Source organism: Pseudoalteromonas sp. 1_2015MBL_MicDiv, assembly GCF_002407505.1.
GTDB classification, from domain to species: domain Bacteria; phylum Pseudomonadota; class Gammaproteobacteria; order Enterobacterales; family Alteromonadaceae; genus Pseudoalteromonas; species Pseudoalteromonas fuliginea.
On the sequence record NZ_CP012737.1, the window covers coordinates 2897493 to 2916300 of the forward strand.

The window sequence follows — 18808 nt, forward strand, 5'->3', positions numbered from 1 at the left end:
GCTACTTATGTGAAATAAAAATCACGTTCATCATGGACGCAGTTAGATTAACAAGGTAGATAAATGCTAAAACACTGCTTATTAGGGCTACTTTTAACAGCCACCACATTTATGAGCCATGCAGAAGAAGCCCAAGCGGCAAATTCCACTGATGCAAAAACCGCTTATATCATCGATAATTTATATACTTTTATGCGCTCTGGAGCGAGTACAAATTATCGCCTTCTTGGCTCTGTAGATGCAGGAACAAAGTTAACTTTATTATCAGCTGAAGAAAATGGTTTTATCAAAATTAAAGACGATAAAGATCGCGAAGGCTGGATAGAAACCAAGTTTGTTACCCAAACTGCTGGTTTACATCAACAATACCAAACACTGAGTAGTGAAATGGGCACAATGCAAGAAAAGTTACGCCTAGCTCAAATAGAATTACCGCAGCTGCAAGAGCAGAATCAAAAATTAACAGATCAAAACCAACAACTTTCTGAGCAAATAACTAAATTAAAGAGCACACTGGAGATAGAGCGGACTCAAAAAGAAGCTGCCAGCTCTAAAGAAAAACGCCAGCTACTTACTTATGGTGGCGCAATTGCATTTTTAGGACTGTTTTTTGGTATTATTTTAACTATTGTGCTGTCGCGTCGTAAACGCTACGAAGGTTGGGCATAAACTCACAGCTGAATGTATACAAAAAAGCCGCTTTATAGCGGCTTTTTGTTCTCTGTATTTTCATGCAGTTCAAGCTTAGGTGCGCTCATACCTTTGAGTAATCGACCAAATATATCTGCGCCAGTAATAATACGCTTTTCATCACTCCACACTAATACAACGTCGTGATCAATGGCACCATCAAACGATTTATCAAGTGAATGGTTTGCTCTTATTTTTAAAATAACTTCACTCAAACGCATGGTTTCATCTGTAACAATGATTGGCCTGTGGCAATAGTGATATGGGTCAAAAGCCTCTGATTCAAACAATGCTGAACGTAAAAAGCCATCTGCATCAACCACCAATAACGGCCAACCATCTTCATTAGTAATGATCACCCAGTTATAACCTGATTTATGTAACTTACGTAAAAATTCGTTATCGGCAGTCAACGTAAGTTCAGGAAATATCGGTAAATCTAGTTTTGTTGGCAATGCAATTATAGAATCAGGGTCAATCACCTCACCTTCTTTGGTTACACTGATCTCATCTAAACTAAAAAAGTTAAGTGCGCCAATCCCTTCCACATGCTGAACATCAGCCTCTTCGGCTTCAATGTGTTTACGAATAATGCCTCTTAATTCGCTTTCAGCAAAGTACGTAATACCTTCTTTTCCAAGCCATGCATCAAGTACCAAAGCAGTTGGTTTAGCTACAACGTAAAACAGTATCTGGTAAAATTTTATAAGTGGTGACAACATACTCGCCATTTTAAGCGCATTACGCGAAAAATAAGCTTGGGGCGTAATTTCACCAATGATAGTAATTGCGATAGTTGAGAACAAAAATGAGCTTGCCCCCATTAATACCGAATCAGAAAGCAAAGTAAGTAATACGTTTATACCTACGTTACCCCACAAAATAGTCGACAATAAAAAATTTGAATCATTACGCAGCGCCATTACTTTTATAGCGGCTTCGTTACCTTTCGTACTTTCCATTTCAAGTTGTAATCGGCTTAGCGAAAAAAACGCCAAATTCAAACCAGAAAACATTGCGGACTGTGAAATACACAGTCCAATTGCACACCAAATCATGACATCAAAAGTCATTGTATTTTCCTATTAAAAAAGCTTATAGCAACAACAAGCTGCCTAAACCTAAAAAGGTTACAAACCCTACAATATCAGTAACGGTTGTTAAAATTACCGACCCCGACAATGCTGGATCTATTTTCATTTTGTCTAAAATAGACGGAATAACAACACCCGCTAACGACGCTGCAACTAAGTTTAATAATATTGCGACTGTAATCGTAATACTTAGCATAATGTCGCTAAACCATAAATAAGTAAGTGCACCAATAACAAACGCCCACACCAACCCATTTACAGCCCCCACGCGCAGCTCTTTTTTAAGTAACGCTTTACGGTTGGAGTCGGTAACCTGACCCAGTGCCAAGCCGCGAACAATAACGGTCAATGTTTGACTTCCTGCAATCCCTCCCATAGAAGCCACTACTGGCATTAACACCGCTAACGCAACCACTTGCTCTATCGTTGCCCCAAATAATCCTATAAACCACGATGCTAAAAACGCCGTTGCTAGATTAATGCCTAACCAAATACCTCGGTTTTTAGCACTTTTTCGCACACTTGCGAACAAATCTTCGTCTTCTCTTAAACCACCCGCTTTAGCTGCCGCTTCATCGGTAATTTCTTGGCGCAATTCGTACGCTGAGGCAATCGTTAATCTGCCAAGTAACTTGTTATCTGCGTTTACGACTGGCATTGCCATTTTCTCTGAGTGAATAACGACTTCTGCCGCTTCATATAAATCATCATCTGCATGTAATGATGAGAAATCATGATTAGCCAAAGCTATTAAACTGTCAGTGTCACTCGCTTTTATTAAATCGTTAACAGCAACCTCACCTATTAAGCTGCCTTTTCTACTGACTAAATAGATAACTTCACTGTATTGTGGCAAACCTTTATGCAACAGCTTTTTAGCCCCACCAGCGGTTAATTTCTCTGATACTTTTAAGAAATCAAACCCCAACCAATGACCTAGTTGTTCAGGTGGATATTGCTGTGCTAATTCGTATTGTTTAATCTGCGCTTCGTCGAGTTGTTTTTTAGCATACTCAACAAAGCGTTCTGGAATAACTTCTTCTAGTTCAAGCAGCTCTTCTACATTAACTTCATCTAATAATTTAAATGCATCGTTATCATCTAACGTTTGCAGTAACCATAGACAGCTATCCTCACTTAAATTTACAAAAATTTCATGTTGCGTGTCTTCATCAAGCAATAGCCAAATTTCAAGGCGTTGCTCTTTTGGTATCGCCTCAAAGAGTAAAGATAAATGCTCAGTAGAGAGTGTTACCTGCGCATCAGCTAATAATTTATTTTTGCGTTCTGTTGTATCGCATTGAAGTAAATCATTTATTAGTTGTGGAAGTTGATCAACCGGATACTCAATCATTTTAAAACCTTAAAATTTAAAAATGCACGTTACTTACAGTTTATCCTGACAACAAAAATTTGCTGAGAAAACTTGAGTTTATTAAGCATGTACAGGCTATTTTTGCGCATTGTATGGGCAAAATAAAAACGGTACTAATGTTTATTTTAAAAAATTAAAAAAACAGTAAAAGGGATTATTTTTGAGGAGAGAGTCAACACAATAAGCAATCCAAATAGATTGCTTTTGCTACAAAAAAAGGCCCATATTAAAAACTAATATAGGCAAACAAGAATGAAATAGGTGCGTACATTTAAAGGCGGTCGGTAATGCTGCGTACAAGTTCAGAATCTAAGAATTGAGTTACCAAGGCAGCTCCCCAGGCATACGTCCGTTGAATTGGGTAACCTTTAAAAATCCAGCGTTTACGTACATGATTAAAATGCTCCAGATAATCTTGCTTAGCTTGGGGCATAGGGTGTTCAGCAAGTTTACTCCACGCCTTGTAGACACCCGACATATCTGAGCCTCGCATAAAGCGCTGTAGCCATCGAGGAAAACGAGCGAAGCTAATAGTTGACTGAAAGTCGATAAAATAAGGTTTACCGTCAGCACCACATAAAATATTACCCATATTACGTAAATCTAAATGCACTATCCCTTTGCGATGCATTTTTGCGACTTGACGCTCAAGCTCGCTAAAAAAATCAACTGGAAGCTTTTTACCTTGATGAATTAAAGAACGAAGTGAGGTGCCCTCTATATAGTTATAAGCCACTGCAATCGGCGATAAACGGCAAAAACGATTTGCTACCGCGTCCAACTCAGATAATCGACTCAAACCTTTATATTCTTGGTTAACCGAAATACGTGCAAACGATTTACGAATAAACCAAGGACTTTGGCTAAAGTCTTTTATTATTAAATCAAATCCATCATCTTTATATCGATAAACAATAGCATTAGCAAAACGTCCTTTATGAACAACACTTAAACGATGTTGCACAAAAGTGTGATCTGGAAATTGTTGCTGTAATTGCGCTAACAAATCATTTTCAATCATAACAAACCTCACAAGATAATAACCCTGATTGCCTAGGCAACTATATTATCAAAGTTCGATTTTACCTACAACGGAATCACATGTTTAGGGTCTTGATTTTCTATTGAAACAGTATCGCTATTTTATTGATAATCTATTTTTTAGAGGCTGTTTGAGGCAGTGATTCTAGGTTATTTATTGCTTTGAACAGCAAATCCATTAACTGTTTTTTTTCAGATTCTAAAAAACCAGTTAATGTCTGAGTATAGACTTCGTTTACTACTGGCATTATTTCTGGGTAAAGTGCTTTTCCTTTTTCACTTAAACATAAAATGGTTGAGCGTTTATCAAACTCACATTGTGTTTTAGCTATTAAGCCTTTTTCTTCAAGACGGCTTAATAGTCGACTCATTGCACCTCGGTCATAAACCATATGCTCACAAAGCCCAGCAAGCGTATTAACAGACTCTTTAGCTAGCAACACAACAACTATGTACTGCGCCGAAGTTAAATCCATAGGAAGTAATTTGGTATCAATATGCGTAACCAGCGTTGAGCGTAAAAAAGATACCAAACGTCCTAGGTCTTTTTCAGGGACCAATTCATCGCGAGTACAGCGTTTAATTGATGTCATACTTTGCATTAAAATCCACTCAATTTAGTCTATTATGATCTACTTTAAAAAATTGTAAAACTTACCAATAAGGTTAAGCCGCAGTTAGCGGCTTTAATAACGGTAAATACATAAGTACTAAATTTTAAACTGCCCAACTAATTGCCCTAAACTTTCACCTCTTCCGGCTAAGTGTTCACTAACTGATGACGTTGTTTTACTCGACACTGTAAGCTCATTAACTATTTCTTGGATAGCATATACATTGCGATTTATTTCTTCTGTTACACTACTTTGTTCCGTAGCGGCTGTCGCAATTTGCGTACTCATATCGTTAATTGATGTCACTGAATTGGTAACCGATCCTAAACTATCGGATATAGCTCGTGATGACTCAACTGAACGATTGCAGCTTTGTTGGCTTGCTTGCATTGCACCTACCGCTGAGGACACTAGATTATGTAGTTCACTCAGCATTTCATTAATTTCAAGTGTGCTCACTTGCGTACGACTCGCCAAGCTTCTTACTTCATCTGCAACAACAGCAAACCCTCTACCGTATTCACCAGCACGAGCGGCCTCTATTGCGGCATTAAGTGCTAATAGGTTTGTCTGTTCTGCAATACCGCCGATAACACTCAGCACACTATTAATTTTTTTAGACTGCTCGCTCAGTGAATCAACCTGTTCAGCAGCGACGTTTATTTCATCCATTAATTTTGATACTTCGCTGAGTGAAATATCAACACACTCTTGTGCTTTAGCAACTTCCTGTGTTGCAGCCTGAGTTGATACAGCAACTTGCGTAGTATTTTGTGCAACTTCATGTGATGTGGCAGACATTTCAGTAATGGCGGTCGCAACTAACTCTGTTTCATGATTATGATTGAGTAGCTTGCCCTCAATTAGTCGTGTTTGTTTATTTATATCACTGGATGCTGATTTCACATCATGTGTAACATCAACCACATTCGCAATAATACCGTGTAGCTTACTGACAAAAACATTAAATGCTTCACCTAATTGACCAATTTCATCATTCGTGTCTATCTCTAAGCGCTTAGTTAAGTCACCTTCACCTTTTGCTATGTCGTCAAGGCTTTGCACCATTCTTTGAATTGGCTTAACCATGGTATTCGCCGCAACCAATGCACATGCAATCGTTAAAACAACCCAAAATAAAGCAATTAGCAGTAAGGTAATTACTTTATCATTCATATGCTCTTGCATCGTTACTTCGTATTTAATTAGCTCTGCTTCTATATCATCCATATATGCGCCAGTGCCAACAATCCAATTAGTTCCTGGGATCATGGCAGCATAGCCCATTTTCTCTACTAGGCCTGTCGTATTAGGTTTTTGAAAGTGGTAGTTAAATGCGCCACCACCTTTTTGAGCCTGTTCGAGTAACCCGACTATAATTTTTTTACCATTGGGGTCTGTCATCCCTATTTTATTTTGCCCTTCAATGGCATCACCTAATAACGCATGAAAAACACTAACACCGTTTGTATCGTAGATGAAAAAGTAACCCCCTTGACCAAAGGTTAAGTTTCTAAGCGCATTTTTAGCATCTTGGGCAGAGCCAGTATCTAATTGGTGACGAACAATTTTGCTCGCAATTTCGATTTCTGTACTTAATAAGTTCTGTTTATCTTTGATCAATTTAGTCTTAAATGAATCAAAATTTTGCTGCTGATTTTTAGACTCTAAATAATAAGAACTCAGCATTAAGCTAGTTAAAAGTAACATCAGTGGCAAAATAGCTAATAACAACAATTTGTTTTTTAAGCTTAAATTATTCATTATTTCTCCAAATCTAAGGCAGTAAATTTAAACAGCAACAACATAAAATAACAAAAGATACTTTTTATTTTATGCTCACTGATAAAGGTAAATTAGTTTATTTACATACAACTTAATATTTACGAAGCGTGTAAATATTAAAGGTAAATGTCGAGGTAAGAGCCAAACCAACCTTGGCGATTTTGTCCATATTATAGTTGTAAGGCATACATTTTAATACTTAAAACATTGCGACCTTAGTAGTAAGCAAAATAATGAACCTAACCAATTACTCCCACCAATAAGTAAAACAACGAAAAACAAAGATGAAACTTAGGAACAATCATGTAGTTTTTTTATTTTTATTAACATATAATCACCCTATCTTACTAATACGAATTACCTAGCATAAAATCGGAACGCACGTCATTTCTTATCTCTGCTTAATCCCAACCAAAATGAATCATCAATGAAGTACATTCTATATTTTACGCTTTTAATTTCTGCTCATGTATTCGCCAAGCCAATAAACAACAGCACTGCTTTTTATTATTCAGCACCGATGCCTCTTGCTGAAATGACATTTTATTCTCGTGTGGTAGTGCAACCAGAATTAATCACAGAGCATGAGCTTAATTGGCTTACGCAGCGTAACATTGCTGTTTATGCTTATCTTAGTGTGGGTGAGTCATTCGAAAAAAACACGTCATCACTTGTTGTTAATCCCAATTGGAATAGTCATATCTCCGATTTAACTTCTACGTATTGGCATAAACACATAAAAAACAGCGCTAATGATTTAAAAGACCGTGGTTTCACTGGCTTATTCTTAGATACACTAGATAGCTATCAGCTATTAGATACAACAAGCAATAAAGCATACCAACAAGCTGGGCTAATTTCAATTATTGAGGACCTCTCAAGCTCATTTGATAAACATTTAATACTCAATCGTGGGTTTGAACTACTTCCCAAGTTAAAAGGGTTCGCAACTGATTTAGTAGCGGAGGGGTTATATAGCCATTACAATCCTCTTGATAATAGCTACAAACTCACTGCTGAAAGTGATCAAACATGGCTAATTGCACAATTAAATACAGCAAAAAACTTGGGCTTTAATGTACAAGTGATTGATTATGCAAAGCCCAAAAATCGCCTTGCTATGGCTCAAAAAATAATAAAAAACGGTTATGCACCTTGGATAACTGACGGACACCTACAAACATGGGGAACGTCAAATATCACACCAATAGCTAGGCGTATTCTAATTCCTTACAATAGTGATATTAAGCCACTTATCTATACTACGGTGCACTTAAAACTTGCAACCATGATTGAGTATTTGGGGTATATCCCTGATTACATTGATGTAGCAAAAAGAGCGCTTCCTCTCATAGATCCAAGTTTACATGCTGGCGTTATTTCGTGGACTACCAGTGATGCTTTTTATACCCCGGCGATAACTAATTGGCTAGAAACAAATTTAGGCGCTGTCCCTTTGTTAGTTGTGGGAGAATTACCGCTTTCGACTACACTACTAATCAAACTAGGTGTAGAAGCACTCAATGTATTACCTCCTGCTCCTTATGAATTAAATTACTTTGCCCCATGGTTCAAAGGTGAAGCCGCGACACCACCACCAATAGTAAAACCATATTTACTGAAACTAGCGCCAAATGCCACTGCGCTTATTAATATAAAAGCGGCTGATGGCAGCATTGTTGTACAAAGTGCAAAAACAAAATATGGTGCTGTGGTGGTTGCCCCTTGGCTAATTGATACTTTTCCGATGGAAGGTAGTAAGTGGGTTATCGACCCTCGTACATTGCTGACAAAGGCGATGGAGCTCCCGCCTATCTTAGTCCCCGATACAACAACTGAAAGTGGTAGGCGCATGCTTACTCTACATATTGATGGTGATGGTTTTTCAAGTATTGCAAATTTTACAGGTAGACCTTATTCGGCAGAAGTGATCCGCGATGAAATAATTAAACGCTATAAACTCCCTTTAACATCATCAATTATTCAAGCAGATATTGAAGCTACTGGACTTCACTCAAAAGCGAGTCCTAAATTAGAACGTATTGCGCGCAGTATTTTCGATTTACCCTATGTTGAAATTGCATCTCATACTTATAGCCACCCTTATTTTTGGACCGCACTCTCTGGTCGGAAAAAAATAGATGAGGATGACACCGACTATGGTTTTCATCTTGATGTGCCAGGATACGACACTATAAGTTTAAAAAAAGAAATTACGGGCTCTATAAAATACATTGACGAAAAGCTGGCACCAAAAAATAAAAAAACAGTATTAATGCTGTGGTCTGGTGACGCAACACCTGGGCCAAAAGCACTTGAACTTGCCCGTGACGCGGGTGTATTAAACATTAATGGCGGCAACACCGATGCAAATGCCGATAACCCTAGCCTGTCTCATATATCGCCAATTGGGCGACCTGAGCGCGACCTGTTATATCAAATTTATGCTCCTATCTTGAATGAAAATGTATTCACTAATTTATGGCACGGGCCTTATTATGGGTTTAAACGTTTAACCGAAACATTTGAAATAACAGAAAAACCATACAGGTTAAAGCCTTACACTATTTATTATCACTTTTATTCGGGGGAAATACCTGCTGGTCTCGATGCCTTAAAACACAATATAGACTATGTTTTAGCACGGCCAAATACACCTGTACATTTGAGTCATTTTGCAAAAATTGCAAAAGATTTTTATTTCTCTGCATTAGCAAAAAATAATGACGATGAATGGCTATTTAGCTCAAAATATATTCGTACTTTACGAATACCTAGCGATTTTGATATACCAAATATAGCCCAAAGTGAAGGGATATCTGGTGTAACTCAAAAAGGCGACTACGTACATATTATCAATAATATTGCCCGCCTTAGCTTTGATCACAGCCAAAATAATAGTAAGCCTTATTTAGCTTCTGCTAATGTGGTTATCGATAATTGGCAGGTAAATGGCGCAGTAAGCTTTAAAGCTTGGGTACCCGCTTCACTTGATTTAATGAATGGACGTGAATGTCAATTTACATCTCATTTGGGAGAGCACTTTAAAGGTATCACTCACGGTAAATTAACGCATTTCAAAATACCTATGGGTGACTTTTATGGCTACCTTAACTGTGCTGGGACTGCCCCATAATGAATTCTAATAAACGCCCTCAGTTAGTATCTATAAAAACAATATTAACGATATTAGCCGTAAGTTGCTTTGCACTTTATGCGTTATTTCCGCATACCTTATTTTTTGAAGATGATACGCTTTCACAAGATTATACTTTTGAAACATCGTACCTAAATGCAGCGCTTAATACTGACCCTGACAATGAAAAACTGCGCGCTAAGCTAATTGAGCTACACATAGAGCTAAGCGAATACGCACAAGCGAAAATTGAGCTTGCAAAGTTACCTAAAAGTGAGCGCAAAGCGACACTTGAAATCAAACTACTTTACTCATTATGGTTAGCAAGTGGTGCAAATATAGATGATAGATTTGAAGAGTTATCTTTAAAAATAAAGGCCCATAAAAATTGGAATGAACAAGTGCTAAGCATAGCTAAAGCGCTTGGCTTAAATGTAAGTGTTGCACAGTACTACCAGCTAAAAAACAAGCCATTACTCGCCGCTGATTACTGGTTAAGTGCAGGCGAACCAGTTAAAGCATTAGTCATTTATAAAGCAGGTATACACGCAAATATAGCTGAAAAAGCAATTGAAACAGCGCTTGGCGCAAATGATCCTGTGCAAGCCTATATGTGGTGGAAAAAGTATGGCGACCAAGCTAACACTGAACGTACTCTTTATTTAGCTGACTTAGCCGGCAATACAGAAGATGCTGCAGATGCGGTAGAAGCTCTACTAAAAGCTACCCCTAATAATACACACTATTTAACTAAGGCAATGTATTTACGCTTAGCCAATGGTAATGCAAAAGGTGCCGAACAATTACTCGAAAAATTGCTAATAAAAAGTCCAAATAACAAAGAACTCCATTTACTAAATTGGAAAGTAAAACGTTGGCAAAATAAACCCAGCAAAGCACTTAATGAATTTAAGTGGTTAATGGCAAATCATGCAGTAACACCAGCCATGCTCAGTGATAGCATAAACGATGCAACCTCTCTTTATTTGTATCAAGATGCAAATGATATTTACGAATACAAAGCGCAAAATAGGCAGTTGAAAGGCAATGGTTTTGCTAAATGGATGCAAACCAATGAGTTCATCGGCAATGCAAAAAAAGAGCTAAATCATATTGAACGATTTGAACAAATTAGTGGTAAAAGTGTGTTATCACAATACTGGAAAGCTAAAGTACTGCACGATACTGGTAACTTAAAAGGCTTAAGGTCACTATGGCCAACATACCAAGGTCCAAAAAATGAAGAAGATCTATTATGGCTTGCCCGATCATTTTGGCTTATCGATGATTTTTCAACCGCACTTACCATTTTAAAGCAAAAACAACAAAGTACAGACACTGAATTTTGGACTGCACGCGTTGATATGGCATTACGAGTTCAAAATAAAAAAGAAGAGCTTTATGCGCTAGAACAATTAATGACCATTAGTGAGCTCAGTGTAGGTGATATGTTGCACTATCAACAACTGCGCTTTGAGAACAATCCTCAAGGCCTTCTCAATTACCTATGGCAGCAACCATCGCTTACAATTAGACAATTAATCCAAGTTGCATTATTGAGTTCACACGTTGATGATGAAGAATCGATAAAACGTATCCACCAAGAACTCGAAAAGCAGCGCTATAATAAAGCACTTTATCCTGCTTGGTTAATACTCTCAAACTGGTATCAAAACAAAAGCGATTTAAATTCAGCCTATACCACTTTAAACCGCGCAGCAAAACTAAGTGAGTACAATCCAGACGTGGTGCTTGCACAAGGTTGGTTAGCACTGCAAATGCACGATACAGTAATGATAAAACGCATTATAGATAATCATTCAGAAGATGAGACTACTCACGGCTGGACGCAACTGTTAGCTAGCTTATCGATTCATGAAAAATCATATAATAGCGCTTACTTTTACTTACGAAAGTTAGCGCTGGCTGCTCCAAACGACTTAACAACCCTGGTTAACTTAGCTGATGTGATGAAACAGCTTGGTTATTACGCAAATGCCACCGAACTTAATCATTACTTATTACAACATTTACCTAAAGATAAATACGCCTACCGAGGCTTAATGTACCGCTGGGCAGGTGCGATGGCTATTCCACATTTAATGCAACTTAATTCAATGGATGAACTAGCACCCGAGACAATTGGCGAGCCTCAAACAAACTGGTGGTTAGCACGACGAGCAGCACAAAAGTTAGTTCCTTGGCAAAAACTACAACTTTACATGACTAATGGCGAGTTTAATAAAATTAAACAGCTCATAACGCAAAATGCACTAACCGAGGAAAATAAGTTAAATGCACTTCTCTACCTCAGGCAACCCTACGCAACAATGCAGCGTTGGTACGAAGAACTAACAACTGAGCCGAGCGAATCACAATTAAGTTTGGTTCGTAATGCCCGAGGCTCATACTTTAGAGCACTTGAAATTAATTTATCGCCTGAGGCCGGATTAAACAGTAGCCAATACGATGTAAATGTTTATTTTCCTTATGCCAATGGCCAGTGGAAACTAAGCCTAAGTAATCAGAAAAACTTTAATAATAATGGATTACTGTTTGCTGTAGAAAATAAAATGACATGGGGTCGCTGGTATTTCCATGCAAAAATTGATTCCCACCAAGGTCGTTTAGCAAATCGTCAGGGTATTAGCTTAGATTCTCGCTATCAATGGGATTCTCGTACACAAGTTGGTTTAAAGCTTGAACACAATGTTGAAAATCGCCAGTCAGAGGCCTTACTTAGTTTTGCGCAACTTAACAAAGCTACGGCCTATGTAAACTATAATATTGATGGTCGACAAAACGTGCAATTATCGGCCGCTATAATGTCTTTTTTACGACGAGATAGTGGAAGTTCACTCATCAACGGGCAAGAGTATAACGCCCGATACCAATACCGTATTTTAAAAGATAGGCCAATTTGGACTGCTTATTTTAGCGCGCAATGGCAAGATTTTGAACAAGTGAACACGCTTATAAATACAGGTAACGATGCCGCATTAAATATAGAACTTCAGCCATTTAGACGCTTTGCGCTCGGTACCTCATTTTCCTCAACCAGCTCACTAGAACCGCCCTATTTAGGTACTAGCCCATCATGGCTATTTGATATAAGCACCGGTTACCAAACTATCAACGATGATATTGATGTGTCTGTTTCAAGTGGCGCTGGTTGGTCTATTTTAGGTGATGATTTATTTAAATTACAGCTGGGTTACCAAAGTAGTAATAAGGTTGGTAATTCAGATACACAGTTACAATTAGGATATTACGTACATTTTTAATGTTAGGAGAAAATATGTTTCGCTTAGTTATACCATGTCTAGTTTTATTACTATCAGCCTGTACAACGAGTAGAGTTACTGATGATGTAGAAATAAACCCATCAACAACAGTTGCCTTATTACCGCTAGTAAATCATGCTCAAACACCTCTCGCTGGTGAGCGTGCTGAAGACATTTTAACAAGTATTTGGCAACAAAATAAATTACCAACGCTTCTTCGCGCACCCAGAAATAGCAATAAGGAGCTACCACCACTTGACGATCAATATCGTTTAGATAACGCCATGCAATGGCTAAGCACTCAACAAGCGGATTATCTACTCACCGGTAGCATTGAAGAGTGGCGCTACAAAGCTGGTCTTGATGGCGAACCCGTTGTTGCTCTTACTTTATCGTTAACTGCGAACGGCCAAACCACGCCGATATGGACAGGAACAATTGCAAAAAGTGGTTGGGGACGCGATAGCATTGCAGCAACGGCACAAGATGTAATTGCCGACTTAATTTCTTATATAGAGGTTAGTGAGTGAAAACACATTTCTTTCGCCCAAGAGAAGTCCCTGAGCTACAGACATGGGCTGAGGTAATTATATTTACCACATTGGCTTTAGGCCTGCCTGTTCTGTTTAATGCCGAGGATCCTTTTTGGACGCAAGGAGGGTTTTCTTGGCCTGTATTAGGGCCTTTACTGGTTGCTTTGCGTTATGGGTTCTCTAAAGGTTTTATCAGCATTTTAACTTTACTCGTAGGCCAATTACTGTTGTTGCAAAGCGATATTTTGGCACCTCAAAGCGAATTCAATATCAACGCCATGATTGGCTATACTATTGTAATTATGATCGCGGGTGAATTTAGGGATGTTTGGGAGCGTACTAATCAACAACAGACTATTCAACTAGAGTATGTGTCTGATCGGCTTGAAAAATTCACTCGTCAATATCATTTAATTAGCTCTTCACACGATCGAATAGAACAAATGTTAGCTGGGCATACATTGAGTTTAAGGGAGTCATTGCAAGCTGTAAGAGCATCTATAGGCCAACTTAAAGAAAGACGTTTAGATAGTGCAGCGCAAGTGATTATCAATTTATTTGTAGAGTATGGAGCATTAGAAAAAGCCGGGCTATATAAAGTGGAAAACAATAATATAGTGGAGCCCCCTCTTGCTGTTATTGGTAAAATGACTTCGCCAATAACATCTGACCCACTAATCCTTGCTATGTTTGAAGAAAAAGAACTGGTGTCGGTTAAAAGCTCTAAAGTTTATTTAGGCAGCAGTAAATACCATATCGCAATTCCACTTATTGATGTAAACGATACCATTTATGGCGCTATTTTAGTCGAAAAAGTACAGTTTTTTGCGCTCAAAGAAAACACGCTTACTTTACTTGCCGTAATGGCCGGACACGTTGGAGACTTACTTCGACATGAAATAACCAACCCGATAATGACTAGCGAAGAATCTCCGTACTTTGTTCGCCAAGTAAAACGAGCTAACAAAGAAGCTAAACGTTACAAAATTCCTGCACATTTATTAAAAGTTAAAACATTAAATATTACCAACGAATCCCGTCGACTTATGGAGTATTTAACGGAAGCCCGTCGAGGCTTAGATATTTACTTATATGATGATGAGAAGCAAACTCTGTTAATACTTATGCCACTTACTGATGAATTAGAAAAAGACGGTTTTATAACGCGTATAAATGGGTGGAGTAAAGAACGTACAGGTAAAAATTTAGCTGAATTAGATATCGTTATTGAACAACAAATTGCTTTGCCAATTAGTAAAGATGCGATTAAGCCACTGGTAACACTTCATGATTAGAATTGTCATTGCTGTAATAGTGGGATTTATATGTGAATATTTTGCTTTAATAGAAACACTTGATACACCCAATTGGCTTATCGCTATTTTATTACATGCTATAGCAAGTATGCTTTTTACTTTTGTAAGCTATATTGTCATCCCAGCTAAATACAAAAGTACATTATTTGGTGCCCTATTACTGTTATTTTCACTACTGTTTACGCTTCCTCTATTTGGTATTTTAGGCGTTATGTTCGCACTCACGTTTGCTTTGTGTAAACCGCTTAAAAATAATGATATTGAAATACAAGAACACAAAATCCCAGGTCTCCCTTTTGAAGTTCGTAGTATTTCAGCTAATCCAACCTATTCGATGGGTGGATTGAAAGCGATCCTCAAGTATGCAAGTGAGCCAAACAAACGTCTTAGTGCAGTAATGGCTGCACGTCACATGAGTGATACGCAGGCAATTCCTATTTTAAAACTCGCCCTTAAAGACTTAGAAGATGATATTCGTCTGCTTGCTTACTCCACTCTCGATGCTAAAGAAACTAAGTTAAACGAAAAAATAGGCCTATATCAGCAAGAGATATTGTTAACGACTCAGCAACCAAAACTGAGTAACTTGCAACAACAATTAGCTGAAATATATTGGGAACTTAGTTACTTAGGATTGGCACAAGGTGCATTGCGAGAATACGTGTTAAAAAAAGCAGAAACACTTTCCTTGCAAAGCATCGAATATGTGAAAAAGCCTGCAACCTTTGTATTTTTGGGCCGGCTTTGTTTAGCTCTTGGTAAATATGAACTTGCACTTAGTCATTTAGCACAAGCCACAGACCTTGGTATGGCACGTCGTCATGTTTTGCCCTATAAAGCTGAAGTTGCTTTTTGTATGAATAAATTCGATGACTGTAAACGTTATTTAAAAGAACTACCAGAGCAACCAAAGGGTAGCGAGTTACGCCATTTACAGGAGTATTGGAATGCCTAAACCAAACGCTGATGTATTACTGCTTTTAGAAGGCACTTACCCCTATGTCCGAGGCGGCGTATCGAGCTGGGTCCATCAAATTATTGAAGGCTTACCACACTATAACTTTGAGCTGGTTTTTTTGGGCGGTGCACCTGAGCATTATGGTGAAATTCAATATACATTACCTAAAAATGTAACCAAATTACATGTTCATTATTTAGTTGAAAACAACGCTTCTGAAATAAAAGCAAAACATGGCATAAAGTATAAAAAAGAGTTGTTCGAATTTTGGCAACAACTGCAAAACTATTTCCGTGACTCTAAAGAACCGATCCCTAGCGAGTTACTAAAGTTTGCTTTTAAAAAGCTTGCCCAAAAAGACGGCATAAACGAAGCCGACTTTTTGTATAGTGAATCCTCATGGCAAGTTCTCGCAAAATATTATTTAACCTACTGTGATGAATCATCATTTATCGATTTCTTTTGGTCGTATCGTAACTTATACAAACCGCTGTTTAAAATAGCAGAGATAGCTCGCGAATTACCTAATGTTAAACTTATACATTCAATATCAACAGGCTATGCGGGATTCCTAGGTTCTGGTGCAAGCGCAATTAGCAACACTGCGTATTTACTAACCGAACATGGTATTTATACCAAAGAGCGTAAAATAGACCTTATTCAAGCCAGCTGGATCAAAGAGTCAGAGCAGGTATTAGGTAAAAATTTAAATACCGAAATGGGCTTTATTCGCAGAATGTGGATTAGTTTCTTTGAGCAGATCGGCAGAACATCTTATCAAGAAGCCGATAAAATAATTTCTTTGTATGATGGTAATAGACAACGACAAATAAAAGATGGCGCCGCACCAGAAAAAACACGCGTAGTGCCAAATGGTATTAAAACATCGCGTTTTATTGAAGCACTTGCACAGCGTCCAAAAACGATTCCACTCACGGTAGGCTTAATTGGTCGTGTAGTGCCTATAAAAGATATTAAAACTTTTATCCGTGCAATCAAAGAGGTTCAGTCTAGTATACCTACAATTGAAGGCTGGATTATTGGCCCATACGAAGAAGACCCTCAATATTATAAAGAATGTCAATTACTTGTCAGCAGTTTAGATTTAGAAAATAACGTTACGTTTTTAGGTATGCAAAATATAGCTGAAATACTGCCTAAATTAGGTATCGTTGCACTAACCTCTATTTCTGAAGCACAACCTTTAGTACTACTAGAAGCGATGGCAGCTGGCGTTCCAGTCCTTGCAAGTGATGTTGGTTCTTGCCGGGAGATTATTGAAGGCGCAACTGACGAAGACAAAGTACTTGGCAAAGCCGGAGAAGTGGTATCAATAGCCTCTCCTAGCGAAACAGCAAAGCAAATATCAAATATCTTAAATAACAACGAAAAGTGGCATGAGTATCAATCGAGTGGTCTTAAGCGCGTAAAAACGTTTTATGACGAAAGCCATATGTTTGCGCAATACGACACACTTTATAAGGATGCAATGTCATGGCCGGAATAGGTTTTGAGATACGAAAAATTCTCAAAAAAAACACCCTACTTTCAGTATTTGAAGCTTATAGTTACGCTGGATTAATTGGTTCTGGCCCGTGGCTACTGTCAATTATTGCGCTTATGCTGATTGGCATTTTAAGTTTAGGTATTGTGCTACCGAAAGTGTTGATCATTCAGTTCTTAACGCTTGTAACCTATATGATGGCCGCATCGCTTATTTTAACGGGTGGCCTGCAATTGATGCTAACCCGTTTTATTGCCGATTTATTTTTTACAAAAGATGATGGATTAGTGCTACCAAACCTACTTGGCGCACAACTAATTACTACAATTGGTGCCCTATTGGTCGGTCTTGCTGTTTGGCCATTTTTACCTTTACCTATTATGACTAAAGTGATTATTTTAGGTGCCTTTATTAGCTTATGTAATCAATGGCTTGGCGCAATATTTTTATCAGGTATGAAAGAATACAGGCTTATTTTAGTCACGATGCTGAGCGGCTATGCTTTCATGGTATTACTGGCATACTTGCTTAGGGACTGGCAGTTAGACGGGTTGTTTTTTGCCTTTTTTGCTGGTGAAGCCTTATTATTTTTCAGTTTTCTATTTATGATTATTCGCCGCTACCCAGGTGAAAAACTTATAAGCTTTGACTTTTTAAGCAATAAAAAAGTGTATTACAGCCTATTTTTATGCGGCCTGTTTTATAACATCGCTGTATGGGCCGATAAAATCATTTTTTGGTATTCACCAAGTACATCAATCCAAATTATTGGAACTCTCAGAGCCAGCCCAATTTATGACTTACCTATATTTTTGGCCTATTTATCTATTATTCCAGGTATGGCCGTATTTTTAGTAAGGATGGAAACTGACTTTGTTGAAGAATATGACCGTTTTTACTCTGCAATTCGCGATGGCTCAACGTTACAAGAAATTTATCATTTGAAAGATAATATGATCCGCACTGCGCGCAGTGGTCTTTACGACATATTTAAAATTCAAGGAATTACTGTCGCTTGCTTATTATTATGGGGAGAACAAATACTAACTTTTATTGGTATTGATCCAAACTATAAAACCCTCTTATTTATAGATGTTGTAGGCGTTGGTGTACAAGTTATCTTTCTATCAATTCTTAATATTTTATTCTATTTAGATAAACGTATTACGGTAATGATACTGGCGGGTCTATTTTTATTCACTAATATTGTTTTAACTTACTTATCAATTGCATTTGGGCCACAATTTTACGGTTATGGTTTTGCTTTAGCGACCATAATTAGCTCCGTTATTGGTTTATTTTGGTTGTCTAGACAATTTGAAAACTTAGAATACGAAACTTTCATGCTGCAGTAATACGACAACAATTGCATTAAATTAGCAATCTATTATGGCGATAAAGAAATAGCTTAATAACGAGCTAAAATTATGATGCTGGTTATTATGTAAAGAACTCCCAACGAAAATAGTAAGTTATTT

General features: G+C 37.8%; 13 protein-coding genes. 8 read left to right on the plus strand and 5 right to left on the minus strand.

Annotated features, from left to right (window positions below; all coding sequences use genetic code 11):
- Window positions 1-63: 63 nt before the first annotated feature.
- A complete protein-coding gene (locus AOR04_RS12935) occupies window positions 64-669 on the plus strand; it encodes a TIGR04211 family SH3 domain-containing protein (protein WP_008134564.1) in 606 nt (201 codons plus the stop codon).
- Window positions 670-701: 32 nt separating this feature from the next.
- On the opposite strand, the gene AOR04_RS12940 is transcribed toward AOR04_RS12935, so the two are convergent.
- The 5 genes from AOR04_RS12940 to AOR04_RS12960 form a co-directional block, all read right to left on the minus strand.
- Entirely contained in the window at window positions 702-1763 is a 1062-nt protein-coding gene (locus AOR04_RS12940; RefSeq protein WP_096793570.1) for a DUF21 domain-containing protein, read from the minus strand.
- Window positions 1764-1785: 22 nt separating this feature from the next.
- Window positions 1786-3138, minus strand: a complete 1353-nt coding sequence (locus AOR04_RS12945; protein ID WP_008134566.1) for a magnesium transporter — start codon at window positions 3136-3138, stop codon at window positions 1786-1788.
- Between the two features lie 292 nt (window positions 3139-3430).
- Entirely contained in the window at window positions 3431-4180 is a 750-nt protein-coding gene (locus AOR04_RS12950; RefSeq protein WP_096793571.1) for an RIO1 family regulatory kinase/ATPase domain-containing protein, read from the minus strand.
- Between the two features lie 133 nt (window positions 4181-4313).
- A complete protein-coding gene (locus AOR04_RS12955) occupies window positions 4314-4802 on the minus strand; it encodes a MarR family winged helix-turn-helix transcriptional regulator (protein ID WP_096793572.1) in 489 nt (162 codons plus the stop codon).
- A gap of 108 nt (window positions 4803-4910) precedes the next feature.
- Window positions 4911-6578: a methyl-accepting chemotaxis protein gene (locus AOR04_RS12960; protein ID WP_096793573.1), complete on the minus strand. Its 1668-nt coding sequence runs from the start codon at window positions 6576-6578 to the stop codon at window positions 4911-4913.
- A gap of 448 nt (window positions 6579-7026) precedes the next feature.
- Here AOR04_RS12960 and AOR04_RS12965 point away from each other — a divergent pair, with 448 nt between their 5' ends.
- The 7 genes from AOR04_RS12965 to pelG are packed head-to-tail and all read left to right on the plus strand — an operon-like array spanning window position 7027 to window position 18685.
- The gene (locus AOR04_RS12965) at window positions 7027-9735 is read left to right on the plus strand and encodes an endo alpha-1,4 polygalactosaminidase (RefSeq protein ID WP_096793574.1); all 2709 of its coding nucleotides are present in this window, start codon (window positions 7027-7029) and stop codon (window positions 9733-9735) included.
- Window positions 9735-13019 carry a tetratricopeptide repeat protein gene (locus AOR04_RS12970; RefSeq protein ID WP_096793575.1) on the plus strand — a complete coding sequence of 1095 codons (3285 nt, stop codon included), beginning with the start codon at window positions 9735-9737 and terminating at the stop codon, window positions 13017-13019. Before AOR04_RS12965 ends, AOR04_RS12970 begins: the two co-directional genes overlap by 1 nt.
- Window positions 13020-13033: 14 nt before the next feature.
- A complete protein-coding gene (locus AOR04_RS12975; RefSeq protein WP_096793576.1) occupies window positions 13034-13549 on the plus strand; it encodes a protein PelC in 516 nt (171 codons plus the stop codon).
- Window positions 13546-14847, plus strand: a complete 1302-nt coding sequence (locus AOR04_RS12980) for a PelD GGDEF domain-containing protein (protein WP_008134576.1) — start codon at window positions 13546-13548, stop codon at window positions 14845-14847. Before AOR04_RS12975 ends, AOR04_RS12980 begins: the two co-directional genes overlap by 4 nt.
- Window positions 14840-15823, plus strand: coding sequence for a hypothetical protein (locus AOR04_RS12985; protein WP_007376091.1), 984 nt, complete (start codon window positions 14840-14842; stop codon window positions 15821-15823). Before AOR04_RS12980 ends, AOR04_RS12985 begins: the two co-directional genes overlap by 8 nt.
- Window positions 15816-17333 (plus strand): GT4 family glycosyltransferase PelF, encoded by a 1518-nt coding sequence (gene pelF, locus AOR04_RS12990; protein WP_096793577.1) that lies wholly within the window; start codon window positions 15816-15818, stop codon window positions 17331-17333. Before AOR04_RS12985 ends, pelF begins: the two co-directional genes overlap by 8 nt.
- Entirely contained in the window at window positions 17321-18685 is a 1365-nt protein-coding gene (gene pelG, locus AOR04_RS12995; RefSeq protein ID WP_096793578.1) for an exopolysaccharide Pel transporter PelG, read from the plus strand. Before pelF ends, pelG begins: the two co-directional genes overlap by 13 nt.
- Window positions 18686-18808 lie beyond the last annotated feature (123 nt).